The organism is Paenibacillus sp. FSL R5-0486 (assembly GCF_037975155.1).
GTDB lineage: Bacteria > Bacillota > Bacilli > Paenibacillales > Paenibacillaceae > Paenibacillus > Paenibacillus amylolyticus.
Map to the genome: position 1 here is coordinate 2984696 of NZ_CP150237.1, position 25943 is coordinate 3010638.

Sequence of the window (25943 nt, forward strand, 5' to 3'; positions counted from 1 at the left end):
GTTGAAGATAAGATTGGGACGTGAGGTCTGTATTTTTGTTGAAAAAGTGTGAGTGGAGTATATATTACAGTGTAAGTGTAAGTATAGACGTCTATTGCCTGATCGGGGCGAAGGCGTCTTTTTGATTTTTATGATGCAACCTTACAACATTGTCATGTTGATGAAAGGTTAAACCATAGGAGAATGGCCGAAACTTCGATAGACTATAGTCATAAGAGTACAGGAAAGGCCACGCACAATACGCATGCACACAGCATGAAAAGTAACTTGATTTTGAATTAATATATCACTAAGGAGTTGTAACCATGGAGATTTGTTCTGTGAAACAGATCAGTAAAATCTACAAAGGCATCGTATCTTATGAAGCGTTATCAGGTATTGACCTCAGTATTCAGGAAGGTGAGTTTGTTGGCATCATGGGACCATCCGGTAGTGGCAAAACAACACTGCTGAACATGATCTCAACCATTGATCATCCAACATCAGGCGAACTTCGGATTGCAGGGAAGAATCCGTTTGAATTGAATCAGGACGAACTTGCGCTGTTCCGGCGCAAAGAGCTTGGATTTGTTTTTCAATCGTTCAATCTGTTAAATACCCTGACAGTCAAGGAAAACATTGTGCTGCCACTGACTCTTGACGGTGTTTCGCTAGCAGAGATGAACACTCGTGTTGAACATCTGGCAAGCAAGCTGGGGATCGAGGGTATTCTGAACAAACGGACATATGAGATATCAGGAGGACAGGCACAGCGTACGGCCATTGCCAGAGCGCTTATCCATTCCCCGAAGCTGATTCTGGCCGATGAGCCAACAGGCAACCTGGATTCGAAGGCGGCAAGAGATGTCATGGAGATTCTCGAAACTCGCAATCAGGAGGATCAGGCTACGATGCTGCTGGTCACTCATGATGCAGTAGCTGCAAGTTATTGCAGTCGGGTTGTCTTTATCAAGGATGGCAAACTGTATAATGAAATTCACTACGGCGATAATCGCGCAGCCTTTTACCAGAAGATTATTAATGTATTATCCCTAATGGGAGGTTCAGGACATGAATTTTCGCCAGTTCGCCATTAATAACGTTGTTCGCAACAAACGAATTTATCTGGCTCATTTTCTGAGCAGTACATTTTCCGTTATGATCTTTTTTACTTACGCATTGCTCCTGTTCCATCCTGATTTGAAAGCGGGGTTAAAGGGATCAAGTGGAACGGTTACGTTGCTTGCAAATCAGGGGTTTGTGATTGCAGAGATCATTATATTCATCTTTTCATTCCTGTTCCTGCTCTACTCCGTTGGTTCATTTCTGAAGACGCGCAAGAAGGAATTTGGTATTTTCCTGATCATAGGCATGACACGTAAGCAGATGAACAGACTTCTGTTTATGGAGAACATGTGTATCGGATTAGCTTCCATCATTACCGGGATTGGACTCGGAATTATTTTCGGCAAATTGATTCTGCTGATCTGTGGCTCCATGCTGGCTGTTGAGAACAGTCTTCGATTCTATTTTCCGCTAAAAAGCATTGCCCTGACGGCAGGTGCATTTCTGCTGCTGTTTGTTGTGATCGCGATGTCCTCATCCTTGCTCATTCGCAAAGGAACTCTCATTGACCTTGTGAAATCAGAGGAAAAACCGAAACCGGAACCCAAAGCCTCACGTCTACTCGCCTTGTTATCCGTATTGTTGATTGGTGGGGGTTATGCAGGAGTATTCACTTTTGTATGGATAAGCTTCTCCTTTCCGTTATTACTCGCAAGTGTCGTGGTTGTTATTGCAGGTACGTACTTTCTGTTCACGCAGCTCAGTGTATACATCATTCGGGCACTGAAAAGAAATCCAAGGTTGTTTTTCCGTAAAACCAATCTGCTCTTCCTATCTGAACTTACCTATAGAATGAAAGATAACGCCATCATGTTTTTCATGGTAAGTATCATCTCGGCTTCTTCATTTACGGGAATTGGCACCATGCTTGCTATTGCTGACCCGGGGTTGTCGTCCATGTCGAATCCGTACGCATTCAGTTATATGAATAACTGGTATACTCCAAACTCCGTGCGACATATTCGGCAGATTGAAGAAACGTTGATTGATAATCAAGTTCCCTACGTGAAGGGCAGTTATGCTCCTATAGGTGAAAATAATAATGGGAATATTATCAAACTGAGTGATTATAACCGTCTTGCGAAGGCACTGGGGTATGAAGAACGTACGTTGAAACAAATCGATGAGTCATTTATGACACCAAGCAATTTGGCGATGCGCAAGGAGTACCGTGAACAGGTTGAAAAAGGAGCCTCGGGAGGAAAGATCAATCTGGAGGTTGATAATCAGCACATACCTGTCCAGCTATCGACACCTGGTACCGATATTGTGATTCCTTTTCAATATGAAATTTATCTCTACGTCGTAACCGACGAATTGTTTAATAAGATGAGACCTGCGTACAACGAGGAAGTTGGCATGCCTGAAGGTTTCTATTCGAGTCGAACGATACAATTTATCGTGAAAGATTGGATGGGTACACGCAGCTTTGCTCCTGAATTGATCAAATCCATTCAAGATGATCATTCCGAAAAAGGTTATTACGAGGTCAGCGCGCTTGTGGTGGATTGGCTTAATTCCAAGCAGACCAATGGCATCATTCTAATTTTGAGCGGCCTGATCGGCATTGTTTTCTTCACCTTTGCAGCAAGTTTCACGTATTTCAGACTTTACGCAGATCTAGAACGGGATGAAGCGCAGTATCGCATGATTGGCAAAATGGGACTGAGTCGTCCCGAACTCCGTAAGATCGTAACAAGGCAGCTATTGCTTATGTTCTTCCTGCCGATTCTGGTGGCGGTCATCCACAGTTCGGTTGCCTTTGTAGCGTTGCAGCAACTGGTTGATTTCTCGGTCTTTGGATACAGCCTGCGCATCTTCTTGGTGTTTGCTTCCATGCAGATTTTGTATTTTGCACTCGTGCGCTGGCGGTATCTGCGTCACATGTATTCCAAATTAGTCTAAAATAGCATGGCCCAACAGACACCGGACTCATCGCTCGGTGTCTGTTGACTTTTCTAGCTGAGGCACAGTACTATTTCATTAGATACAGAATGTATCATTACATAGTTTTTCAAGCAGTTAGAAGGATGGAGTTACAGAAATGTCAGGCCGGTGCCTGAGAGGGAGGACATATCATGAGTATCACGATGTCTCGTGGACAAGCTTACATTCAGCGTTTGAATGATGAGCGGAATGTATGGCTGGACGGAGAGCGTATCCAGGTAACTGGGCATCAGGCCTTTCAGGGAACACTTCAAACCATAGAAGGATTGTTCAATCTGGTGGATGACCCGAAGACAAGGGAAACCGTGGCCTATTGGGACGAACAGACGGGAAGTTACGTGCATCGCTCTTTTCTAGTGCCTCGTTCACTTCCTGACGTAAACAGCAGGGCGGATGCTTTTCGGCTGTGGGCCGATCGGACGTACGGGGTGATGAGCCGATTGTCTGATTATGCCCGATCCCGGCTGACCGGTTGGTATGCAACACGACAAGAGATGACAGCACATGATCCGGCATTTGCAGACAAAATATCGGATTATTTTGCACAAGCCAAACGAAACGATGCATTCCTGACAATTGTCCAGCGTGACCCGCAGATTAATCGGTCCTTGCCTGTTGGTGAAGATGAGGATGCCATGCTGCGAATTGTCAAAAGGAATATGGAGGGCGTTGTGATACGCGGGGCCAAAATGGTGGCAACAGCAGCGCCTTATGCGGATGATATCATTGCTTATCCCGTTCAACGAATTCCAGGCCACCTGCCAGAGCTGGCCCATATGGTAATTGTAGCCGCGGACAGTCCGGGCTTACACATGATGTGTCGTGAATCTTTTGCCACAAAAGATACAGATAAATCACATCCACTCAGTGCGCAGTATGATGAGATGGATGCTGTATTATTTTTTGATGATGTATTTGTACCCTGGGAACGTGTATTACTGCACAATAACCCTGAAGCCGTATGGCAGATTCGCTGCAATACAGCTTCGGCCAGTCTGGCCTACCATCAGAGTGTCATTCGATTACACTCGAAACTGGAGTTTATTACAGCCGTGACCTCATCCATTGCCAAGGAGATTGGGGTGGACTCTTTCCTGAATGTGCAGGAACAACTTGGAGAGCTGATCAGTCAGATGCAGACTATCGAGGGACTGATTATTGCTGCTGAAGCACAGTCCAAGCCGGACGCATTTGGCAACTGGCTGCCGGAATTCAAATATATTGAAACCGCACGTAATCTGGGCAATCGCTATTATCCCCGCGCGGTGGAGATTTTGAAGACCATTGCTGCGGGTGGTCTGATTCAGATTCCTTCTGGTACGTTTGAGATGAATGAAATGATGGGTTCCATGATAGGCAAATATCTTGGTGGAGTAACGATGCAAGCCCCGGAGAAGATTCGACTCTTTCAACTCGCATGGGAGCTGACCGGAAGTCCACTCGGAGCAAGGCATGATCTATATGAACGTTTCTACGCGGGTGATCCCGTGCGCAATCGGGCGAACCAATATGTGCAGTATGACAAGGAAAGCTTATTGGGGAAAGTTGAGCCGTGGCTTCGTTCGCTTAAGGACTGATCTGATGATCTAATACAAATGCTCCGAATGAAGATTGAAAAGCCTGAATGAAGAACGAAAAGCTTGAATGTAGGCTGAAAACAGCCCTTTTTTAGTTAATGCCTTGGCATGAGCCAGGGCTCTATTACTATTTATTTAGATTATCTTTAGAAATGATTTAGGTTGAATTAAGAGACGTAGTATATAGTAATAATGTAGAGATAGGCATAGAGTATAGGAAATGAGAGGAATATCATGAGATACACCGTATTAATTGCAGATGACGAACCAGAGATTGTTGAACTGCTTCAACTATATCTGGAGAAGGACTATACCATTAAAACTGCGGTGAATGGAGCCGAGGCATTACAATGCATACGTTCAACACAGATCGATTTGGTCATACTGGACATCATGATGCCTGTAATGGATGGATTGCAGTTGATCAAACAGATCAGAGCCACATATCACATGCCTGTACTGTTCCTATCCGCCAAAAGTCAGGATCACGATAAAATCCTTGGACTGGGACTTGGGGCAGACGATTATATAGCGAAGCCATTCAACCCGCTTGAGATTGTCGCCAGAGTAGAGGCGTTGCTCAGAAGAGTTAATCAATTTGATGCAGCGGAGATCCCCGAAGCGAAAGAACAGAATCTGGTATTAGGTGATCTGACGCTGGATCGATCCCAATGTATCCTTTTTCGTTCAGGAAGTCCTGTAACATTGACCTCTACAGAGTATAAAATTATGGAATTGTTGCTTGATCAACCTGGCCGAGTGTTCACCCGTAAAAAAATATACGAAGCGGTCTGGGGCGACTATTATGCGCACGAGGACAGCACGATTATGGTACATATCAGCAACATTCGGGAGAAGATCGAGCGTGACTCCAGACAACCGGAATATCTCAAAACGATAAGGGGACTTGGATACAAAATTGAAGCGCCCATGGAAAGCTAGAGAAAAGCGACTGTTGCAGACATCCCTGACTTTGGACTTCTTGCTGTTCAACTTCTTTTTGCTGTTACTGGTATTGATTGTGTACCTTATGGTTTCACTGGATGTCGTGGATTTTCGCATTTCGGATCAGGTGGTAGACCCGAATCTGAATGTTGAAGCCCACGTGTATGTAGCAGAGCTGGAGAACGAATTTTACTCCGGTGGAGGTTCGGTGTCGAAAGGCAAAGACACAGAGATTCAACGTCTCAAGGATAGCGGCGGCTGGATTGAAATATTGGATGCGAATCGCAATGTCATTCGTCATGTGGGAGACAAGCAAGATGCGTTCACACAATACAGTGAAGCCGATCTGTATGATGGATTGGAAAATCGGAGTGACCAGGAATACTATTATTCGATCACTCCTCTCTCGACAGAAGGAGCGGTAGCGTATGTATTGCTCAAAATCCCGCGTGATCTGGTCAGCGTGCGGATTAATGATAATCAGTTGATTACTAATCTGAAACATCCATTATCCTTTTACATTATGATTGGCATCGGTTTGGTTTTATTGTTGATCTTTGTCTACAGCTATTGGGTCGCACGGAGAATCAAAAAACCACTCAGTATTCTCTCCTCGGGTCTTACGCAGATGATACAAGGAAATTATAGTACACGTATGTCGATCTCAGCCGAGAGGGAATTTGTCCAGATAGGTGAGACCTTCAACTACATGGCGGACGTCATTGAGAACACTTCTGCGGAGAAACGTTACGCCGAAGAGAGCAAACAGCGACTGATTGTAGACTTATCACATGATCTGAAGACACCGATAACATCCATACAGGGATATGCGCAGGCATTGGTGGAAGGACGTGGGGAGGACAAGGACAGGCAGCAAAGATATCTGGGATACATCTATAACAAGTCCGTTCAAGTTGCACGTATGATACAGAATATGCTGGAGTTGCTCAAGGTGGATTCGCCCGATTTTCGCATGCATATTCAGAGAAGAGAGATTGGAGAATTCCTGCGCGAGATTATGGCAGATACCTATGGGGAGATTGAACAGAAACAGTTTGTCCTTCATGTACTTGTTCCTGATGAGGTGATCTACGCGAGATACGATCCGGAGCTGTTATCCAGAGTCATTCAGAATCTGATTACCAATGCTCTGTCTTATAATCCAATCGGGACCGAACTGCGCGTCGAACTCATTCCGCTTCATACCCATGTGGTGATAGAGGTGGCAGATAACGGAGTGGGCATACCTCAAGAACTATGGTCAACGATCTTTGACCCGTTTGTACGAGGGGATGAGGCGCGGACAGCGACCGGAGGCACCGGACTTGGTTTGTCCATCGCACGACGTAATACGGAGAAAATGGGCGGACGGCTGATCCTTTCCCGGCGTGGGCGAGAGACCACCGTGTTTACCATTGAGATTCCAAATTAAATAAGAGAAGAAATGTCCATGTGGGGGGAAATATTTTGTTCAAAGTAAATACGTTTGTCCGGTTCAGTATTGCACTGGCGCTGATATTGGTTAATATCTATTTATTATCACGTGTAAGCTTCATCTTTCAGCCGCTCGTCACCATGATCACGGTCATTACCGTGCCGATGATGTTGTCGGTGTTCTTTTATTATCTGCTAAGGCCGCTTGTGAATTATATGGAGAAAAAGAAAATAAATCGCACGCTAAGTATTTTGCTAATCTATCTGGTTATTGCTATTCTGGGAGTGTTCTTCATCATTGGTTTATGGCCATCGTTACGTGAGCAACTGATCAACCTGGTTGATAACGCACCAAGTTTAATTAATTCATTAAGTGAACAGCTGAGAGAGCTGGAGCAAAATGGTGCCATTCAGGCCTTGTTCCCTGAGGGCTCGACACCTTTCTCCCAGATCACGGAGTATATCAACAAAGGATTTAACTTTGTAACCAACTATGTAAGTGGATTTTTCTCACTTGTTTCCAGTTTTGCGATCATCTTGTTTACACTACCGATCCTTTTGTTCTATATGCTGTTACAAGGCGAGAAATTTGGTCGTAAATTGGCACATATCGCTCCAAAACGTTTCCAAAATGACAGCCGTGATGTTGTAATTGAGATTGATCAGGCGTTGAGTGGTTTTATCGTGGGAAGAGTTTTGGTCAATCTGGCGCTGGGTGTATTGATGTATATCGGTTTCCTCATCATTGGACTGCCGTACGCATTACTGCTCACGGTAATTGCGGTCATCATGAACTTTGTTCCGTTTATCGGAGCGATTGTGTCGTCCGTACCTATTGTGATCATGGGTCTCGTGGTATCACCATCGGTTGCCATCTGGTCTCTGATTATTATTCTTGTCGCTCAGCAGATTCAGGACAACCTGGTTGCACCGTACGTATTCGGCAAAAAGCTGGATATTCACCCGCTCACGACCATCATTCTGGTGTTGGGTGCAGGCGACCTGGGTGGAATTATTGCCATCCTGATTATTATCCCGGTTTATATGATCGTTAAAATTCTTTTGGTTCGAATCTATAACATGTTCTTTAAGGACAAATGGCAGAATGCATAGAATTTAATTATTCGAAGGAGTGGAGCACATGTCTGAAATTATCGAAAAACAATACAATGAACCTGAATATATCGCACCTCAATCTGTTCAAATGGGTACCATTCATATCTCGAATGATGTGCTGTCCAAGATCGTAGGGATGGCCGCTCAATCAACGGCTGGTGTATCCTCCATGTCCGTTGGACTGACTGAAGGGATTGCCAAGAGCATCAGCGGCAAGAGTCTGCAAAAAGGGATTGACGTACACGTCAAAGACGATCAGGCAACCATCCAGCTGCGCATCAACATTCAATATGGTAACAAGATGCATGAGGTTTGCCGTGAACTTCAACATAATGTTCAACAGGCTGTAGAACAATTAGCCGGCGTCATGGTCGATGAAATCAAAGTGCAAGTTGTTGGCATATCCATGCCGGAGACGGTATAAACCAATGAAAAGAATGTAAGGAATAACGATTGTAAGGATAAACGATTGGCAAAAACAGCACCTTCCCAATTAACAACTTAACTGGGAGGGTGCTGTTTTATGTTTGCGATAATAGGTGGGCGCTTCGCCCATCACTTTTTTGAACATTTTGGAGAAAAGCAATTGATCGGTATAGCCCACAGAACGGGCAATATCACCAATGGTCAGACCCGGATCAAGGGTCAATTCGGCAGCCCTGCGCATCCGGTAATGAACCAGATACGACTGAATACTGCTTCCCATCTGGTCCTTGAAGAGAGAGCACAGATAACTGCGCTGCAAACCGACATGGGCTGCGATGGATTGCACGGTAATGGCATTGGCGTAGTTCATTTCGATAAAGTCCATCACTTGCGTAACGTACGTTTCCTTCGAATAATCCGGCATGGGTTGAAGATGCTCGGAGTTGGCCTGATCAATCAAAATAGAGAAGAATTGATACAACAAACCAGTCATGCTAATCTCCCAGCCTTTGTGGGTATTGCGGGAATTGATCATTCGGTGCAGGCAGGATCGCATCTCGTCATCCTCATTACCCAACTCAAAAATCGGGTGATGCTCGGACAGACAGGCCTGCTGTAAAAAGGATGGACTATTGCTGCCTTGAAAAGCAACCCAGCTGTATTCCCATGGGTCATCCTGATCTGCTTCGTAATGCACGACGGAATGTGGAACGATCAGAAATCCTTGACCTTTGTGCAGGGTGTACGTTTTGCCACCAACTTCGAAGGTGCCTTTGCCATTCAGAATATAATGAATTTTGTAATAGTCTCGCATGGCAGGGCCAAAGTGGTGGCCTGGTGTACAGGCTTCGGTTCCATAATGAAGGAGCTGAAGCTCCTGAAAATGATTGTTTTTGAACATATACGTAATCAAGGGTATTCACTCCTGTACGATTTCGTCTCATATTGCATTTTAACATACTAAATATCTGAAAAGATTAATTATTTAACATTAGTATATATAGATAACAATCATTATTCCATATGTTCAAAGTGAAATTCCATATCGTTTATCCAGGAAAATGTCTAAGATGAAAAGGAATTCAACAAACCTTACAGGAAAGTGAGAATAACGATGCCCTATACTGCGAGTGAACAACGATATGATGAGATGAAATATGTACGTTCCGGCAAATCCGGAATCAGACTGCCGCAAATTGCGCTGGGTTTATGGCAGAACTTTGGTGGCAACCGTACATTGGATATTCAGGAAGAAATGATTTTGCGTGCCTTTGACCTCGGAATTAACCATTTTGATCTGGCGAATAACTATGGTCCACCTCCAGGATCAGCGGAAGAGAACTTTGGTGTGATCTACAAAAAACATCTGCGTCCTTACCGGGATGAACTACTCATCTCCTCGAAGGCAGGCTACCATATGTGGAGTGGACCTTACGGCGAGTGGGGTTCCCGCAAAAACCTGATTGCCAGTCTTGATCAAAGTCTTGGTCGGATGGGGCTGGACTATGTGGACATATTCTATCATCACCGTCCAGATCCGGACACGCCATTGGAAGAAACGATGACGGCGCTGGATCATATCGTGCGGCAAGGTAAAGCACTGTATGTAGGCTTGTCCAATTATAATGCAGAACAGACACAAGAAGCGGTAACCATTCTGCGTCGTCTGGGTACGCCATGTCTGGTCCATCAGCCAAACTACTCGATGTTAAATCGCTGGATTGAAGACGGTTTGCAGGACGTACTGGATGAGCAGGGCGTAGGTTCCATTGCATTCTGTCCACTTGGCCGCGGTCAGTTGACGAATAAATATGTCGACAAGATCAAGGAAGAACGAGCCAATCCAACAGGCAATTTGAAAAAAGAAGCATACACGGACGAACGGATTGCCAAGTTCGATGCGCTTCAGGCGGTTGCCGAGCGAAGAGGGCAGACTATCTCTCAACTGGCTCTGAACTGGATTTTGCGTGGTAACCGTGTAACCTCTGCATTAATTGGTGCAAGCCGTGTGTCCCAGATTGAAGAAAATGTAGCTGCCCTTCAGGCACCGGATCTGACAACGGAAGAGTTGAATGAGATCGAAAGCATTTTGGACGGAATGGGTAATTATCCGTGGTAATATACACAGTATAGCTGTGTGAAAATTATAGTTAGGTAAAACTAATGTAATATAAATGAAGAATGAAAATGGCGCCTACCTGATCAATCAGGAAGGCGCCATTTTGTATATGTCATTTTCTTTATAGGATAAGATCTATTATAATAGTTCATTAATTGACCTATGTTTATTTTTTTCAGAATGAACCTAGTTCATAGCACCTGGTCCTAGGATTTAGGGTATAATATATAGAAGCTTTACAATTGAACTACGAAGGAGAGGCTCCATTTGAACTTTGAACAGTGGATTTCGCCTGAAAGCTATAACCTGACATCCGAGATGGAGAATCATCCATCAGACCGGATTGCACTTAGATGGCTCAGCGATCAACGAGAATTGGAAGAGATCACGTATGGTGATTTATTCAAGCAGGCGAATCGTCTTGCTGGAGGTCTGCGTGAACTTGGACTAGAGAAGGGTGATCGGGTGTTGGTCATGGTACCACGCCGTATTATTGCCTATGTCATTTATATTGCTTGTCTGAAATTGGGGATTGCCGTTATTCCTTCCTCCGAGATGTTACGGGCAAAAGATCTGGAATATCGTCTGCGTCACTCTGAGGCGCGGGCTGTTATTGTATGGTTCGAGACGACCTCAGAAGTAGAAAAGATGGACGCGGATCTGCCGTCACTGGCACATCGAATCGTGGCATCACCGAATGGAGAAGTTAGCGTACCTGCTGAAGGTTGGGTCAATGTGCATCAGTTAATGCAGAATCAACCCGAAGAGATGGCTGCGGTGGAGACTCATCGTGATCATACGGCTATTCTTGCTTACACTTCGGGCACAACTGGTAATCCCAAAGGAGTTGTACATAGCCACGGTTGGGGATATGCCCACCTGCGGATCGCTTCTTCATTATGGCTGGATATCCAACCTTCAGATACCGTATGGGCAACGGCTGCACCTGGCTGGCAAAAATGGATCTGGAGCCCGTTCCTGTCGGTACTCGGAAGAGGCGCGACTGGACTGGTCTACAATGGATCATTCCAGCCCAAGCGTTATCTGGAACTGATGCAGGAACATCAAATTAATGTCCTTTGCTGTACACCAACGGAATATCGGTTGATGGCCAAAGCCGATGATCTTGGACATTATGACCTGTCCCATCTGCGCAGTGCAGTTTCAGCGGGTGAACCGCTCAACCAGGAAGTTATTGAAATCTTCCAGCGTCACTTTGATCTGACTATTCGAGACGGATATGGACAGACCGAGAGCACGTTGTTAATCGGCAGTCTCAAAGATGCGCCTGTACGTATTGGCTCGATGGGTCAGTCGATTACACCTGGGTTGATTGAAATTATTGATGAAGAGGGACAACCTGTGCCTGCGGGTGAAGTGGGAGATATCGCGGTACACAAAGAGATGCCAGCTTTGTTCCGGTCCTATTATCAGGATGAGGGACGGAAGGAAGCGAGTCAGCGTGGCGATTATTTTGTAACAGGGGACCGTGCACGCAAAGACGAAGAAGGATACTTCTGGTTTGAAGGTCGCAGTGACGATATCATCATCAGTTCGGGTTACACGATTGGACCATTCGAGGTGGAAGAAGCACTCATGAAACACGCTAGCGTGAAGGAATGTGCGGTGGTTGCGAGTCCGGATGAGATCCGTGGCAATATTGTTAAAGCCTTTGTCGTGCTGAGGGACGATTCACTGGCTTCACCGGAACTGATGCGTGAATTGCAACACCACGTCAAAGAAATTACAGCACCTTATAAATATCCACGCAAGATCGAATTTGTTACGGATCTGCCAAAGACCAACTCTGGTAAAATCCGCCGGATCGAGTTACGTGAACAAGAAAAACGTAATGGTTAGATCATTTTGTATAGATGAAATTTTAGATATTAAGCCTGCGTAGTGAAAGAGAAGGAATCGATTTTGCAGAAGCGATAGCGGTCGTATTTGTCTCCGAATATTAACCTTTGAAAAATACGATGAAGAAAATTTGGAGACAACGACGATCTAAAGAACGATCCTTCGCTGTAACGGCCACTCAGCAGATTCCAAGTCACTTGCAAACCATGTCATAATATATGAAACAGGAGTGAACACAACCATGAGTCAATTTGAACAGACCTTTGAAAAGTCATTGGAACAATACGCAGAACTAGTTGTTAAAGTTGGCGTGAATATTCAAAAAGGACAGGATCTGCTCGTTACTGCACCGATCGAAACGCTTGAATTCACACGTCTGATTGTGCAAAAAGCCTATGCGGCTGGTGCAAACTATGTACAAGTGGACTTCGATGATGACAACATTACCCGCAGTCGTTTTGAGCATGGTTCCAATGACAGCTTTGACTATTATCCAGCGTGGAAAGCGGATATGATGGAGAAGTTTGCGGAAGCAGGTGGCGCTACCCTGACGATTAAAGTTCCAGATCCTGAACTTTATAACGGAATTGACTCCGACAGCGTTTCCCGTGCTACTAAGGCAGCTGCACACGCACGTCGCGGATATGCCAAATACACACGCAACCATGAAATTAGCTGGTGTCTGATCAAGGCCCCGACCAAGGCTTGGGCGAACAAAGTATTTGCCGACATCCCGGAAGAAGACCGAATCAACGTGATGTGGGAAACCATCTTCAAAATGAACCGTGTAGATGGCGGAGACGCCGTACAAAATTGGAGAGAACATCTGGATACCCTGAATACCATGAGTGATCTCCTGAATAAAAAGAACTATAAGAGCCTGCATTACCGTGCGCCAGGTACAGACTTGAAAATTGAATTGGTCCACAACCACATCTGGGGTGGCGGTGGTAGCGAAAATAAACAAGGCGTATACACGGTTGCCAACATGCCGACAGAAGAAGTATTCACCATGCCTAAGCGCAGTGGAGTGAATGGGTATGTCAGCAGCACAATGCCTTTGAACCTGAACGGGCAACTGGTAGACCAGATGAGAATCACATTCAAGGATGGACAGGTTGTAGCGTTTACGGCAGCATCCGGTGAAGAGCATTTGAAGAACCTGTTTGCCACCGATGAAGGTGCACGTTATCTGGGAGAGGTCGCACTCGTACCACATGACTCCCCAATCTCCAACCTGAATCGTATTTTCTACAACACGGGTATTGATGAAAATGCATCTTGCCACTTGGCTGTGGGAAGTGCGTATCCATTCAACATGAAAGATGGCACAACCATGTCGAATGAAGAGTTACTGAAGCATGAGTGTAATGTGAGCTTGACTCACGTTGATTTCATGATCGGTTCCGCTGAGCTGGATATCGATGGTGAGTTACAGGATGGTACAATCGAGCCGGTATTCCGTAAAGGCAACTGGGCATTTTAATATCTAATTTAGTTATATAAGTTGAACTAAAGATTATTTACACTAACACTACGATGACAGAATAACCTTCCAATCGCTGTTATCCCCAGAATTTTTTTGATTCCCTTTTCCGAAGGGGAAAATCCGGGGATAGCGTATGCTTCCGATGCAGCTTTCTTTCAGAAAGCTTTTAGGCGAACGCTTCGCTTTTTCAGGTTTTTTCTGTCCTCTCGGTTATCGTGTAAATGATTAGTTCAACATAAATAGTATCAGTAATATTACTGAACGAAAAAGTGACTTCAATTTGAAGTCACTTTTTTTTCCTCGTAACATGGATTACACGGGTCTTACAGGTACACATATCTCGCAATAATGCTGATTAAGCAGTTCCCAACGATATCGTTCTATAACCGGCTTGTTATCCATCTGATACCCACTTGTTTGTAAATGAGGGATGATCAGATTCCATGCCTGCTGAATAGCTTCTGCCGTATGTCTCACCTTACAGATGAGATAATCTCCGCCTAATAACTCGCCAATCTCAATAAAATCATCTTCCAGACGTTCAAATTCGGCAATAACAATACAGGCATCATATCTACATTTTTCGGGCGGTGTGGTAGTTGGGTCATCCTGGGGAATACCGAATAAAATTGCTGATTCATGAAGCAGTTGGTTTTTGTCTGCCCATTGTTTTAGCGTATTCATCGCTTGAACATTGGCAGGCCCATACGGACCAACTTGTCGCACATAGGCGATACGATACGATGGGAGGTTTTCGATAACCATTTCCATGAAAATCTTCCTCTCTGTACGATTTCTCTTACATATTGGATGCTAACATGGTATAAAAGAATTTGCTTAGGTAATTGTTGAATCCCGGCGACGAAACTCATAGAATAGTGATAATATGTTGGAAGACTGTTCCAATAGAGCAAAACGAGAGGGGGAGGCGTTAGACATGGATATTACTTATGCCTTCACGGATGAACATTTCAGGCAAGTTGTGTTGGATCGTTTTTGTGAGCAGCGGGATGTCATTCAGGAGAGTGACGTTTGTGAGGTTGAGATATTAGAACTCTCAAATCACAATATTAGCAATCTTGATGGAATCGAGTATTTCAGGGGTCTTCAAGAGCTGGATTGTGCCTATAATCAATTGACCGGTTTGGATCTAGCTCAGAATCACAAGCTGAGGATATTACGTTCCAGAGAGAATCAGCTTCTTACACTGAACCTCCGCTCCAATTCGGAATTGCAGGTGCTGGATTGCAGTTTTAATCGACTTCGCAAATTGGATCTTTCTCATAATTCCAGGCTTGTAATGGTGGAGTGTCATTGGAATATGTTATCGGAGCTGGCTTCGGAGCCCCTTGAGCAGTTGGAGGAACTTAGTTGCAGTTATAACGCTCTTTTCTCACTTGAACTTGAACACAATAAGCAACTGCGGCGACTTGATTGCGCCAACAATTACATGTTAGAACTTGATGTAACAAGTTGTCCAAACTTGATTGAACTTCGTTGTAACCACAACCATATCAAACAGTTGGATTTTCGTTCAAATATGGTTTTAGAGAGTGTCCGTTGTTTTAACAACCATATTAGCAAGCTGGATATTCACCATAACGTACAACTGAGAGAGTTGTACTGTTCCGAGAACAAATTAACCGAGTTGGATTATAGCGCTAATCCCAAGCTGGAGAGACTGCAATATGCAGACAATCTGATTTTTGAATCCAATCATGAAGTTCAGGGGATGGGTGTGTTTCAGTATGACGTCTCGATGTCCAACTATCAGATGCGCTTACTTATTCAGGATAAAGAACTGCTAGTCACTGCACAGGTTTCAACCAAGACAGAGATGGAGGCCTTATCCCCATATATGGAAGAGACGTGGAAACGGTGGGACATGCTTGGTGGGCAGGCACTTAAAACCATTGCCGAGGCTCATCCGGACGAAGATATCAATGCATTGATTTTGGCTGATGCAGAATTTCAGGGAGATCAATATTTCCGATTGGGTTATGATGCGGGGGATACACCTGCTGGTCGACTGTATATATATGCGGAGTTTGACGATGAATTTCACATGTTGGATACGTTGATCTATGAAACGTATTAAAGCCACGAGATCGTGGCTTTTTTGTTGTGTTGAACTAAAGATTATTTACACTGACACTACGATGACAGAACAACCTTCCAATCGCTGTTATCCCCAGATTTTAATTCCATTCCTTTTCTAAAGGGGAAAATCCGGGGATAAAGGCGCACGCTTCGCTTTTTCAGGTTTTTTCTGTCCTCTCCGTTATCGTGTAAATGTTAGTTCAACTTATATAATTTGTTATATTATATGTTATTCAGCGTGCATTTTGTTAAAGCTAACATATTCGTTAATCGGTTTACGGTAACCGCGTGGGCGCTGTTTGGCTTCCGACTTTTTGCCGATGGTGATCAGCATAACCGGTACGTAATGGTTAGGGATTTCCAGACTCCGTTGCAGTTCTTCCGAGTCAAAGCCAATCATTGGACAAGTGTCCCAACCGCGATCCTGAGCGATCAGCATCAATTGCATGGCAGACAGGCTGGCATTGCGAATCGCATCCTCACGTTGGAAGAATCTGCCGCGAGATTCGTAAAATTCGGTGACACTTTGGGATTCCTGCTCGTATTGGAACGGAGTAAGAGCGCCCAGGTTCAGCAGGCCTTCGTTAATCGTGCGGATATGATGATGCGCGTTGACGTCGCCCAATACCACGATGACTGCAGAAGCTGTTTTTACCTTATATTGCTGGGAAGCCTCATAGACTTTCTCTTTCTGTTCCTCGTCTTTAATCACAAGATAGTGCGTGTGTTGCAGGTTAAAGGCAGATGGTGCAAATTTGTTCAGGGCAAACATTTCTTGCAGTTCCAAATCCGAAATTTCAATTCCTTCTTCAAAAATAACGGCCGATCTACGGTTTTTGACTAGATTCTCCAACGAACTCATGGTAGTTTCCCTCGCTTATGTATGATTTATGAACTGACTATAACACACTTAGTTACTTTATGTAAGTATTATTTTAGAATAAGACAAGGAATGTCTGCCATACGCTAAAATAAAACACTAGAGGTGATTCATGAAAGCATTGATCGCAAGGTATATGGGAGGACATGACCCTCATGAATTTCGGGTATATGTGATCCAATCTTCGACGTTAAAACGTTTTGTAATCGTGGAGATTATTCTAGGCCCTATCGTGTACAATGTCGCACTTTATTTGTGCCATAATGTAATACTTGCTGGAGTAGGCTCTTGGGCTGGAACAGAAGGTCTGAAGAGACTGCCACTGGTCTTTAGAAAAATCGTTGGGACATGATGAAGTGTGTAAATGAAAAATTGAAGCAGAAGAGGGCCAGTTGCGGCCCCATCTTCTCCTTCAGTCATGTTATCTATAGTCACGCTTCTTTTATCTAATCACATAACTGTCTACGCTTTGGGTTCAAACTTGCCTTATTTGGCACGTTCCAAATACTGCTCCAGCGTAAGTTTCTGGTTGGTAATCTCACCAGCAATATATACTCCGACATAACGTACATGCCATGGCTCATAGGAGTAACCAGTCAATTTCTCCTGATCTTTGCCATAACGGATGATGAAGCCGTACTTGTGGGCATTGGCTTTCAGCCATTTGCCTTCTTTGGTGTTGCCAAAGCTTTGCTGAAGATCATAACCAGCCGAAGCGCTGGAGATATCCATAGCTAGACCGGTCTGATGTTCGCTTTGTCCTGGCCTAGCACTTGTTTTATTGGCAACAGCTTCGCCTTTGATGCTGGCATTACGGTCAAAGATCGATTTCTGGGTCGCATAAGAGCGATAGCCAGACACCGCTTTGATATCGATGCCGTCTTTTTTGGCAGCCGCAAATAATTTCTCTATCGCGGTTGCGGCCACTTTACGCATTTGTTTCTTCGGACTGGAACCTGAGAAGCTAAAAGGAATATTAGGTACAACCAAATCTTGAGGTGCATAAGTTGAAGGCAGATTTCTCTTTTTATTGACAAGTACAACTGTACTGGACACATTGGTCACAGTTGCCACATTTTTAATCGTTTTGATCGTACGACCAGGTGCATTATCATGCAGAAATTGAGTGAAGCTAGAGCTTGCAGCAGACGCGACAGGATTCAGGCTTGAAGTGATGGGAAACGTAGTAAATGCAGAACCTGCTACAACAGAGCCTATGAGAATTGTAGATATGATGGATTTACGAGTAAAAGGTTTCATGATGTGTGTTCCTCCTCGGAATATATGAATCTATATACCGAGTATACTAGAGGATTATATCCATAGGTTCTCCAATTGTTTCCGAGTTGTAAACAAAGTTTGCTAGATTCTTCTTCTTCTTCTTCTTCTTCAACTCTGATAGAGGCATATAAAGAAAAGCACGTTAAAAAAGCCGTTGCATTAGATGCAACGGCTTTTGTTGTGAAGAAAGATAATGCTAGATTACTTCAAGTATGCTGGAGACTGCGTTACAGCATGCAGGCGTCGGATCCACCGGAGCTTCCTGCAGTTACTGCACGGGTGTCACGAACGCGAACGTTGGCGCTGAGCACACCAGAATCACTGCTTAGTTTAAAAGAAGGATAATTTTCTTCCGTATCCAGCTTCATGTGTTGTTCTAGGTTCAGCTGCTGCTTCGGATCAACATAGAACGGAACCAGATTGGTTTCAATCTGCGCGTCGAGAGCCGCAAGTTCATCAACAATGATAATAGCGATAACTCCGTTACATCCGCAACCTTCCAAGTCATAGATCACTTTGAAATATCCAGGTTGGTCATTCAGGCTTTCCGTCAATCGTTTTGCTGCCAAATCTGTAATTTGAATATACATATAGGTACACTCCTTTATATGTGGTCATGGTTGGTAAATGGTAAAAGAATTCATTCAGCTTCTATTCCCATTATACCACTTTGGCAAAAATCAAAGCATTTATTTTCTTGACTGATCAGTCTGGAAAAGGTATTCTTTAGTTAATGAATAGGGAGGTGAGGTCTTAAATTGGGAAGAGCCAAGGAGTTCGACACGGAGAGCGTTCTAAGAAAAGCAACGTCTGTATTTGGAGCGTACGGTTATGAAGGTACATCTTTGAGCTTACTGCTAAGTGAACTTGGCATTGCGCGGCAAAGCCTGTATGACACCTACGGAACTAAACATGATTTATTTGTCTCTGCTCTTAAATTCTATATTCAGCAGAAGACAGAGGCGGGGATCAGACTATTAAACGGATGCACAAGTGTGAGGCAAGGCGTGACCGAGTTGTTCAACGAAGCGGTTAACGTGTTGACAGACAACGAACGTCGTAATGAATGTTTCATCATTAATAGCGCGGTTGAACAGGCACCACAAAATCACGAAATCGCGGTCTTTATTCAAACCACTAACCAACAAATGGAAGATGTTTTCCATACTGCGCTGTTACGAGGCCAGAGGAGTGGCGAATTGAGGCACGCTGAGGAAGAATTGCCCGGGCTTGCCCGTTTTCTAAATTATTCCCGACTCTCATTGACCTTTACAGCGAAGAGCGGTGCAAGCGCAGAAGCGCTACGAGATTTTGTACAGATGACCCTAAGGGCTTTGGATTAGCGTTTTACATGATTCGAGTAAGAATTCTTTACGTTTTCTTGAAAATGGACGCTTAAGGCGTTTATTTTTTGACTATTATAGACCGATTGGTCTGGAAAAAGAACACGAAACAAACTGAAGGAGGAAATAAGGATGACACAATCTCAGCAGTTGGAAGCGGGCAATAGTATACCGTATCGGATCATGCATGGATTTACTCAATTGCTACTGGAGGGAAAACTAGAACAATGGTTGGAGCTATATACATCTGACGCTATTTTCGAATTCCCATATGCACCAGCAGGATATCCTCAGAAACTGGAAGGCAAAGCCGCAATTACGAATCATCTTCATAATTTACTGGGGATGATTGAAATTCAGCAGTTTTCTGAACCGGTGATCTTGGCTGATTCCACGAAACAACAGTTTGTGGCTGAATTTACTTGTAAAGGGCGTTCATTAGTTACAGGCAAGCTATACAACCAAACGTACATCTCTGTAGTGAGCCACTCTAATGGAAAAATTACACATTATAAAGACTATTGGAATCCGATGGTCGTACTCGAATCGGACTTAGGAGGAAACAAGCATGATCAATGATAAACCGTTGACACTTATTACCGGAGCTAATGGAAAAACAGGAAGCCGTGTTGCGGCCATACTTCAAAAGCATCATTATCCGGTGCGTTTGGCAGGAAGAACTAAACCATCTCTTTCTGGTTCTGCCGATAATTATGTCTATTTTGATTGGTATGATTCCGAGACATATGCGCCGGCGCTGAAAAATGTGAACCAGGTGTATCTTGTTGTGCCAGTCATGGACATGACCCCAGAAGACGTCATGATTCCGTTCATCAAGGAAGCATTGTGGAACGGCGTTAAGCGATTTGTCTTGCTTGGCAGTGCTTCAATTGATGGAGATGGTCCTATTTTTGGCAAAGTACATCAGTATATAAAAGCCCATGCTCCTGAGTGGGCTGTATTGCAGCCTTCCTATTTTATGGAGAACTTTACGGAGGGACCGCATCGGGAGACGACTAAACAACTCGGGAAAATATACAGTGCTACGGGTGAAGGGAAAATTGGATTTGTTAGTGCAGATGATATCGCGGCAGTTGCGTTCCATGCTCTGACGGATATTGTTCCTCATAATACGGAGCATATTATTACAGGGCCGGAGACGTTGTCCTATGGACAGGTTGCAGACGTCTTGAGCCGTGTACTGGGTCAGTCCATCCAGCATGAATCTTTGTCCGATGATGAATTGAGGAACAGCATGATTCGCGCAGGAATGTCAGAAGAATACGCTGCTGCCCTCGCAGGACTGGATGTGCCTATCCGGGAGGAGGGGAGAGAAGATCAAACGACGGATACGGTGAAAAAATTAACGGGGAATAACCCGATTTCATTCGAGCAATTTATTCAGAATCATATGGAAGTATGGAAATAATGGAAGAAACATTTTCATATTATGAGAAGACGGTGCCTAGTGCCCGTCTTTTTGCATGTCTACCAGCATGTTGACATCGTTGATTCGAATATGGATCTCTCCCTAACAAGGGACACTAAGGAAAGCAGTGATTATACGAACACACTTTTGGGGAAATAGATGAAGATGAATGTTAGGGCGTGTCTGAAACACGCCCTAGATAAAGGGGCGAAGAGAGCGAATGATTCAGTTCGAAAATGTATCAAAACAATATCCTGATGGAACAACGGCTTTGCGTCAGGTTAACCTCAACATTAACAAGGGAGAACTGTTTGTCATGATTGGTCCGAGTGGATGTGGCAAAACCACCATGCTCAAAATGATCAATCGCCTGATTGAGCGAACAGATGGAACAGTGCGTATTAATGAACGCCCAATCGATGAATACAACATTCACGAGTTGCGCTGGAATATCGGATATGTACTGCAACAGATTGCACTATTCCCGCATATGACAATTGCCGAAAATATCGCAGTTGTTCCTGAACTGCGAAAGTGGAAGTCAGATCAAATCAAGGAGCGTGTACATACGTTACTGGACATGGTTGGTTTGCACGGAGATACATACAGTGAGCGTAAACCGTCCGAGTTATCCGGAGGACAACAGCAGAGAATTGGTGTGTTGCGTGCACTCGCTGCCGATCCCGAGATAGTTTTGATGGATGAACCGTTCAGTGCACTCGATCCAATGAGTCGGGAGAAATTACAGGACGATATTCTGGATATCCAGCGTCAGATGAAAAAAACAATTGTGTTTGTCACCCATGATATTCAGGAAGCGATGAAGCTGGGGGATCGCATCTGCATTATGAAGGATGGACAGGTTTTGCAGGTAGGTACCCCGGAAGAACTGATCCGACAGCCAGCTAATGATTTCGTAAGTGAATTTGTTGGAAGTCCTAACACCGATACGAGTTCACAATCTGATTTTGATCTCGAATCCATCATGTCACCACTCTCACCGGGTCAGGTGCCAAAATCAGCCAAAACTGCCGTTCCTGCATCCATTACGTTAACGGAATTAGTTGATATCATGGCTTCCCATGACCATCTGTTGGTTGAACGTAACCGCCAGATTATTGGCGAGATCAGTCGAGTTGATCTGATGAAATACTGGTCTGGTCAGTTACAGGAACGAGGTGAAGGACATGAGTAGATTCACGGAGGTGTTCAGTGAGCGCAAAGGTCAGTTGTTGTCTGCTCTGCTGGAACATATTCAGATCTCATTTATCGCATTGTTCTTTGCTGTCCTCATCGCTATTCCGCTTGGTATTTACTTGACACGCAAGCCAAAAGTCGCTGAACCGATTATTGGGGTTACGGCTGTGTTGCAGACGATACCTTCCTTGGCGCTTCTCGGATTGCTCATCCCGTTATTCGGCATAGGCACACTTCCTGCAATCATTGCACTGGTGGTGTATGCGCTGCTTCCGGTACTCCGCAACACGTACACAGGCATATCCGAAGTTGATCCTTCCATGGTCGAAGCGGCGAATGCGATGGGCATGAATAGTTGGCAACGTCTAATCAAAGTGGAACTGCCACTGGCGATGCCTGTCATTATGGCCGGAATTCGGACTGCGATGGTGCTTATTGTAGGAACGGCGACACTTGCTGCCTTGATCGGCGCAGGAGGTTTGGGTGCATTAATTTTGCTGGGCATTGATCGGAACGATACGGCATTGATCATCCTTGGAGCCATTCCGGCCGCATTGCTGGCTATTTTGTTTGATGTACTATTACGTCAGTTCCAGCGGTTATCCTTTAAGAAAACATTGGTTACCCTTGGTTCGCTGGCAATAATCGCGATACTTGTGATTACCATTCCCTTCGTGGCACGTGGTGGACAGAAGGATCTCGTCATTTCCGGGAAATTGGGGGCGGAACCCGAAATTCTCATTAATATGTACAAATTGTTAATCGAAAAAGATACAGACCTGACCGTTGAACTAAAACCCGGATTAGGCAAAACACCATTCCTTTTTAATGCACTCAAGTCGGGTGATATTGACATCTATCCCGAATTCACGGGGACAGCGATCTCCGAATTTATGAAGGAAACGGCTGTGAGTACGGATCGAACAGAGGTCTACGAACAAGCAAGAGATGGAATGCTGAGCCAGTTCAACATGGTGCTGCTGAACCCTATGGATTACAACAATACGTATACGTTGGCCGTTCCAAAGAGCATCGCAGATCAATACAATCTCAAGACCATTTCGGATCTCAAACCGGTGGAACAGCAGATAAAGGCAGGATTCACGCTGGAATTCTCGGATCGGGAAGACGGATACCTTGGCATACAGAAAAAGTATGGGATTGAATTCCCGAACGTTGCAACAATGGAACCCAAGCTTCGCTATGGTGCTCTTCAGCGCGGAGATATCAATCTCGTTGATGCTTACTCCACAGACAGTGAGTTGAGACAGTATGAACTCGTTGTGCTGGAGGATGATCAGGAGTTATTCCCACCGTATCAAGGCTCGCCGATGCTTCGTCAAGAAACGGCAGATCAATATCCACAACTGGTTGAGGTGCTGAATCAGCTTGCTGGCAAAATTACGGATGATGAGATGCGTCAGATGAACTATGACGTGAACGTAGAGGGAGCGAATCCTGAACAGGTTGCAGCAGAGTACCTTAAACAGGCTGGATTGCTGTAACTTCAGACATCCCTGCACTAGATGTACCAAAAGGATGAGGAGGAACCATGATGACACAAAAAACGTATGACTTGATTGCAATTGGAACAGGAAGCGCGGCAAGCTCTGTTATCACCCGTTGCGCTGAAGCTGGATGGAAAATTGCTGTAATTGATGAACGTGAGTTCGGCGGAACGTGTGCACTGCGTGGCTGTGATCCCAAGAAAGTGCTGGCTGGAGCGGCTGAGCTGATTGACTGGAATGAACGGATGCAAGGGAAAGGAATTCAGGGACAGGCGACCATCAACTGGTCTGAACTTATGGCCTTTAAACGCACCTTTACCGAGAGCATACCTAGAGCAAGTGAAGATCAATTCAAACAGGCCGGAATGGATACGTTCCATGGTAAAGCTTCATTTGTCGATGAAAATCATATTCGAGTTGGTGAAGAAGTTCTCCATGGGAAACACATTCTGATTGCTACCGGTGCAAGACCTGCGCCACTTGAGATTGAGGGCTCGGAGCATCTTATATATAGTGATGACTTTCTGGATCTGGAACAGTTGCCGGATCGTTTAGTTCTGGTAGGCGGCGGATACATTGCATTTGAGTTTGCGCATATTGCGGCCAGAGCCGGGACGGAAGTCCATATCCTGCATCGGAGTGAACAGCCTCTGAAGTCGTTTGATGTGGAGCTTGTAGAATCTTTGTTGCAAAAATCAAAAGAGATCGGCATTCATGTTCACTTGAACGCGGAGGTGAAGTCCATACGGCAAGAGGGGAACGCCTATGTCGTTCATGGCACACGTAATGGTGCAGATCACCAGTGGCAGTGCGGACTTGTCGTTCATGGAGCCGGGCGTGTTCCTAATGTGGATGGGCTGGAATTGGAGAAAGCCAACGTCAGCTACAGCAAAAAGGGGATTACGGTGAACGAGTACTTGCAAAGTGAAAGTAATCCGAGAGTGTATGCTGCTGGCGATGTAACGGATACTAAAGGGTTGCCTTTAACCCCGTTAGCAGGTCAGGAATCCCGGGCTGTATCGTTCAATTTGTTGGAGGGAAATCAACACAAACCTAATTATAAGGTGATGCCTTCCATTGTGTTTACTGTCCCTGCCCTTGGAGCTGTAGGTATGAGCACGGAACAAGCCAAAAAAGAGGGCTACGAGGTGCAGGTAAATGATATGTCGAAATGGTATACTTACAAGCGAACTCATGAAAAATTTGCCATGGCCAAAGTGGTGATCGATAAATCAACCGGGCGTATTCTGGGCGCGCATGTGCTCGGGAGCAAAACAGAAGAATTGATTAACCTTTTTGCAATGGCGATTCAGTTCAATCTGACTATCGATCAGTTAAACACCATGAATTTTGCATATCCTACTGCTGCATCGGATCTGGGTTCTTTAATTTAGAAGTGATGAAGTGAGGATGGACCCCCCTTTGGGACGGAAGAAAGGATGAAAATAACGATGTCATCGGATTTTATTGGGCTTCATGAAGGCAAGTGGACTAAGGAACCCGTTGCTGCACGGATGGATGGGGATCGTTTCGTTGTGGAAGCTCGGGAAGGCAGTGACTTTTGGGAGAACACATTCTACGGGTTCTGTCATCGGGATGGACACGCCATGCTTGCTCCATGGGACGGAACGGAAGCGATTGAGGTATCGTTTGATCTAAGCTCATTCACCGAATTATATGATCAAGCGGGATTAATGTTATGGTACGGAGAAGACCAATGGATCAAGGCCGGAGTTGAGGTCAATGATGGTGTGGCACATGTTGGAGCCGTCGTGACGGATACATATTCGGATTGGTCACTCTCTCCTGTGCCAGAGTGGGGTGGACGAATCGTAACAATCAGAGCCTCCTACAGTAATGAGGCTGTTGTCATTCGTGCACGCACAGATGAGCATCCTTGGCGTACGATTCGGGTTGCACGGTTTGCCTATCCAACGAACAAACATGCAGGTCCATTTCTGTGTTCACCAAAGCGTGCAGGGTTCGAGGTAGCCTTTACCAAGTGGAGATCCACGACACCCGATCAAGACTTGCATACAGATCCGCCGATTACAGATTAAAACAAGTTAAGATGCACGATAAACAATAAAACATGAACAGGTGTATCTGGCTTAGAAAGCAAGACAACACAAATAAGCAAGTCTTCCATTAACGGAGGACTTGCTTATTTGTGTGTTTAAACTTTGGA

24 protein-coding genes are annotated in these 25943 nt (G+C 44.8%); 19 read left to right on the forward strand and 5 right to left on the reverse strand.

Features of this window, described 5'->3' with window-relative positions:
- Positions 1-305 precede the first annotated feature (305 nt).
- The 7 genes from MKY01_RS13535 to MKY01_RS13565 all read left to right on the forward strand — a co-directional run bounded on the left by MKY01_RS13535 (position 306) and on the right by MKY01_RS13565 (position 8547).
- A complete protein-coding gene (locus MKY01_RS13535; protein ID WP_076318070.1) occupies positions 306-1076 on the forward strand; it encodes an ABC transporter ATP-binding protein in 771 nt (256 codons plus the stop codon).
- Positions 1051-3009, forward strand: a complete 1959-nt coding sequence (locus MKY01_RS13540; protein ID WP_339286619.1) for an ABC transporter permease — start codon at positions 1051-1053, stop codon at positions 3007-3009. The genes MKY01_RS13535 and MKY01_RS13540 overlap by 26 nt, the downstream gene beginning before the upstream one ends.
- A 173-nt stretch (positions 3010-3182) precedes the next feature.
- Complete coding sequence (locus MKY01_RS13545) at positions 3183-4628, forward strand: 4-hydroxyphenylacetate 3-hydroxylase N-terminal domain-containing protein (protein WP_339187818.1); 1446 nt, start codon at positions 3183-3185, stop codon at positions 4626-4628.
- 234 nt (positions 4629-4862) lie between these two features.
- The gene (locus tag MKY01_RS13550; RefSeq protein ID WP_047842723.1) at positions 4863-5570 is read left to right on the forward strand and encodes a response regulator transcription factor; all 708 of its coding nucleotides are present in this window, start codon (positions 4863-4865) and stop codon (positions 5568-5570) included.
- Positions 5536-7005: a HAMP domain-containing sensor histidine kinase gene (locus MKY01_RS13555; RefSeq protein ID WP_339286621.1), complete on the forward strand. Its 1470-nt coding sequence runs from the start codon at positions 5536-5538 to the stop codon at positions 7003-7005. Before MKY01_RS13550 ends, MKY01_RS13555 begins: the two co-directional genes overlap by 35 nt.
- A gap of 35 nt (positions 7006-7040) precedes the next feature.
- A complete protein-coding gene (locus tag MKY01_RS13560) occupies positions 7041-8120 on the forward strand; it encodes an AI-2E family transporter (RefSeq protein WP_047842724.1) in 1080 nt (359 codons plus the stop codon).
- A gap of 28 nt (positions 8121-8148) precedes the next feature.
- A complete protein-coding gene (locus tag MKY01_RS13565; RefSeq protein ID WP_047842725.1) occupies positions 8149-8547 on the forward strand; it encodes an Asp23/Gls24 family envelope stress response protein in 399 nt (132 codons plus the stop codon).
- Positions 8548-8616: 69 nt separating this feature from the next.
- Here MKY01_RS13565 and MKY01_RS13570 read toward each other — a convergent pair whose 3' ends face one another.
- Entirely contained in the window at positions 8617-9462 is an 846-nt protein-coding gene (locus MKY01_RS13570) for an AraC family transcriptional regulator (protein WP_076318066.1), read from the reverse strand.
- 201 nt (positions 9463-9663) lie between these two features.
- Here MKY01_RS13570 and MKY01_RS13575 point away from each other — a divergent pair, with 201 nt between their 5' ends.
- From MKY01_RS13575 to MKY01_RS13585, 3 genes are all read left to right on the forward strand, one after another.
- A complete protein-coding gene (locus MKY01_RS13575) occupies positions 9664-10668 on the forward strand; it encodes an aldo/keto reductase (RefSeq protein ID WP_091016774.1) in 1005 nt (334 codons plus the stop codon).
- A 318-nt stretch (positions 10669-10986) separates the two neighbouring features.
- Entirely contained in the window at positions 10987-12528 is a 1542-nt protein-coding gene (locus MKY01_RS13580; protein WP_339287158.1) for an acyl--CoA ligase, read from the forward strand.
- Between the two features lie 241 nt (positions 12529-12769).
- Complete coding sequence (locus tag MKY01_RS13585) at positions 12770-14014, forward strand: aminopeptidase (protein WP_036608587.1); 1245 nt, start codon at positions 12770-12772, stop codon at positions 14012-14014.
- A gap of 315 nt (positions 14015-14329) precedes the next feature.
- Here MKY01_RS13585 and MKY01_RS13590 read toward each other — a convergent pair whose 3' ends face one another.
- On the reverse strand, positions 14330-14788 hold the full coding sequence (locus MKY01_RS13590) for a GyrI-like domain-containing protein (RefSeq protein WP_339286622.1): 459 nt from the start codon (positions 14786-14788) through the stop codon (positions 14330-14332).
- A gap of 166 nt (positions 14789-14954) precedes the next feature.
- On the opposite strand from MKY01_RS13590, the gene MKY01_RS13595 reads away from it, so the two are divergent.
- Positions 14955-16115 (forward strand): leucine-rich repeat domain-containing protein, encoded by a 1161-nt coding sequence (locus MKY01_RS13595; RefSeq protein ID WP_339286623.1) that lies wholly within the window; start codon positions 14955-14957, stop codon positions 16113-16115.
- A gap of 231 nt (positions 16116-16346) precedes the next feature.
- On the opposite strand, the gene MKY01_RS13600 is transcribed toward MKY01_RS13595, so the two are convergent.
- A complete protein-coding gene (locus MKY01_RS13600) occupies positions 16347-16979 on the reverse strand; it encodes a nitroreductase family protein (protein WP_100528907.1) in 633 nt (210 codons plus the stop codon).
- Positions 16980-17109: 130 nt separating this feature from the next.
- On the opposite strand from MKY01_RS13600, the gene MKY01_RS13605 reads away from it, so the two are divergent.
- Positions 17110-17349 (forward strand): hypothetical protein, encoded by a 240-nt coding sequence (locus tag MKY01_RS13605; protein WP_339286624.1) that lies wholly within the window; start codon positions 17110-17112, stop codon positions 17347-17349.
- 134 nt (positions 17350-17483) lie between these two features.
- Here MKY01_RS13605 and MKY01_RS13610 read toward each other — a convergent pair whose 3' ends face one another.
- Both MKY01_RS13610 and MKY01_RS13615 read right to left on the reverse strand, forming a co-directional pair.
- Positions 17484-18257 (reverse strand): M15 family metallopeptidase, encoded by a 774-nt coding sequence (locus tag MKY01_RS13610; RefSeq protein ID WP_076214769.1) that lies wholly within the window; start codon positions 18255-18257, stop codon positions 17484-17486.
- A 248-nt stretch (positions 18258-18505) separates the two neighbouring features.
- Positions 18506-18868, reverse strand: a complete 363-nt coding sequence (locus MKY01_RS13615) for an iron-sulfur cluster biosynthesis family protein (RefSeq protein ID WP_076214772.1) — start codon at positions 18866-18868, stop codon at positions 18506-18508.
- Between the two features lie 168 nt (positions 18869-19036).
- On the opposite strand from MKY01_RS13615, the gene MKY01_RS13620 reads away from it, so the two are divergent.
- The 7 genes from MKY01_RS13620 to MKY01_RS13650 all read left to right on the forward strand — a co-directional run bounded on the left by MKY01_RS13620 (position 19037) and on the right by MKY01_RS13650 (position 25815).
- Entirely contained in the window at positions 19037-19621 is a 585-nt protein-coding gene (locus MKY01_RS13620) for a TetR/AcrR family transcriptional regulator (protein WP_339286625.1), read from the forward strand.
- Positions 19622-19753: 132 nt separating this feature from the next.
- The gene (locus MKY01_RS13625; RefSeq protein ID WP_339286626.1) at positions 19754-20200 is read left to right on the forward strand and encodes a nuclear transport factor 2 family protein; all 447 of its coding nucleotides are present in this window, start codon (positions 19754-19756) and stop codon (positions 20198-20200) included.
- Positions 20190-21050, forward strand: coding sequence for an ergot alkaloid biosynthesis protein (locus MKY01_RS13630; RefSeq protein ID WP_339286628.1), 861 nt, complete (start codon positions 20190-20192; stop codon positions 21048-21050). Before MKY01_RS13625 ends, MKY01_RS13630 begins: the two co-directional genes overlap by 11 nt.
- 220 nt (positions 21051-21270) lie before the next feature.
- Positions 21271-22245: an ABC transporter ATP-binding protein gene (locus MKY01_RS13635; protein ID WP_339286629.1), complete on the forward strand. Its 975-nt coding sequence runs from the start codon at positions 21271-21273 to the stop codon at positions 22243-22245.
- Positions 22238-23752 carry an osmoprotectant update ABC transporter permease/substrate-binding subunit OpuFB gene (opuFB, locus tag MKY01_RS13640; protein WP_339286631.1) on the forward strand — a complete coding sequence of 505 codons (1515 nt, stop codon included), beginning with the start codon at positions 22238-22240 and terminating at the stop codon, positions 23750-23752. Before MKY01_RS13635 ends, opuFB begins: the two co-directional genes overlap by 8 nt.
- A gap of 50 nt (positions 23753-23802) precedes the next feature.
- The gene (locus tag MKY01_RS13645; RefSeq protein ID WP_339287160.1) at positions 23803-25149 is read left to right on the forward strand and encodes an NAD(P)/FAD-dependent oxidoreductase; all 1347 of its coding nucleotides are present in this window, start codon (positions 23803-23805) and stop codon (positions 25147-25149) included.
- A 57-nt stretch (positions 25150-25206) separates the two neighbouring features.
- The gene (locus MKY01_RS13650; protein WP_036608539.1) at positions 25207-25815 is read left to right on the forward strand and encodes a DUF1349 domain-containing protein; all 609 of its coding nucleotides are present in this window, start codon (positions 25207-25209) and stop codon (positions 25813-25815) included.
- Positions 25816-25943: the final 128 nt, after the last annotated feature.

Bases quoted from the DNA above. Each gene is read 5' to 3' on its own strand.
- MKY01_RS13535 (WP_076318070.1), top strand. From the start codon at position 306: ATGGAGATTTGTTCTGTGAAACAGATCAGTAAAATCTACAAAGGCATC.
- MKY01_RS13540 (WP_339286619.1), top strand. From the start codon at position 1,051: ATGAATTTTCGCCAGTTCGCCATTAATAACGTTGTTCGCAACAAACGA.
- MKY01_RS13545 (WP_339187818.1), top strand. From the start codon at position 3,183: ATGAGTATCACGATGTCTCGTGGACAAGCTTACATTCAGCGTTTGAAT.
- MKY01_RS13550 (WP_047842723.1), top strand. From the start codon at position 4,863: ATGAGATACACCGTATTAATTGCAGATGACGAACCAGAGATTGTTGAA.
- MKY01_RS13565 (WP_047842725.1), top strand. From the start codon at position 8,149: ATGTCTGAAATTATCGAAAAACAATACAATGAACCTGAATATATCGCA.
- MKY01_RS13575 (WP_091016774.1), top strand. From the start codon at position 9,664: ATGCCCTATACTGCGAGTGAACAACGATATGATGAGATGAAATATGTA.
- MKY01_RS13580 (WP_339287158.1), top strand. From the start codon at position 10,987: ATGGAGAATCATCCATCAGACCGGATTGCACTTAGATGGCTCAGCGAT.
- MKY01_RS13585 (WP_036608587.1), top strand. From the start codon at position 12,770: ATGAGTCAATTTGAACAGACCTTTGAAAAGTCATTGGAACAATACGCA.
- MKY01_RS13590 (WP_339286622.1), bottom strand. From the start codon at position 14,788: ATGGAAATGGTTATCGAAAACCTCCCATCGTATCGTATCGCCTATGTG.
- MKY01_RS13595 (WP_339286623.1), top strand. From the start codon at position 14,955: ATGGATATTACTTATGCCTTCACGGATGAACATTTCAGGCAAGTTGTG.
- MKY01_RS13600 (WP_100528907.1), bottom strand. From the start codon at position 16,979: ATGAGTTCGTTGGAGAATCTAGTCAAAAACCGTAGATCGGCCGTTATT.
- MKY01_RS13605 (WP_339286624.1), top strand. From the start codon at position 17,110: ATGAAAGCATTGATCGCAAGGTATATGGGAGGACATGACCCTCATGAA.
- MKY01_RS13610 (WP_076214769.1), bottom strand. From the start codon at position 18,257: ATGAAACCTTTTACTCGTAAATCCATCATATCTACAATTCTCATAGGC.
- MKY01_RS13615 (WP_076214772.1), bottom strand. From the start codon at position 18,868: ATGTATATTCAAATTACAGATTTGGCAGCAAAACGATTGACGGAAAGC.
- MKY01_RS13625 (WP_339286626.1), top strand. From the start codon at position 19,754: ATGACACAATCTCAGCAGTTGGAAGCGGGCAATAGTATACCGTATCGG.
- MKY01_RS13630 (WP_339286628.1), top strand. From the start codon at position 20,190: ATGATCAATGATAAACCGTTGACACTTATTACCGGAGCTAATGGAAAA.
- MKY01_RS13635 (WP_339286629.1), top strand. From the start codon at position 21,271: ATGATTCAGTTCGAAAATGTATCAAAACAATATCCTGATGGAACAACG.
- opuFB (WP_339286631.1), top strand. From the start codon at position 22,238: ATGAGTAGATTCACGGAGGTGTTCAGTGAGCGCAAAGGTCAGTTGTTG.
- MKY01_RS13645 (WP_339287160.1), top strand. From the start codon at position 23,803: ATGACACAAAAAACGTATGACTTGATTGCAATTGGAACAGGAAGCGCG.
- MKY01_RS13650 (WP_036608539.1), top strand. From the start codon at position 25,207: ATGTCATCGGATTTTATTGGGCTTCATGAAGGCAAGTGGACTAAGGAA.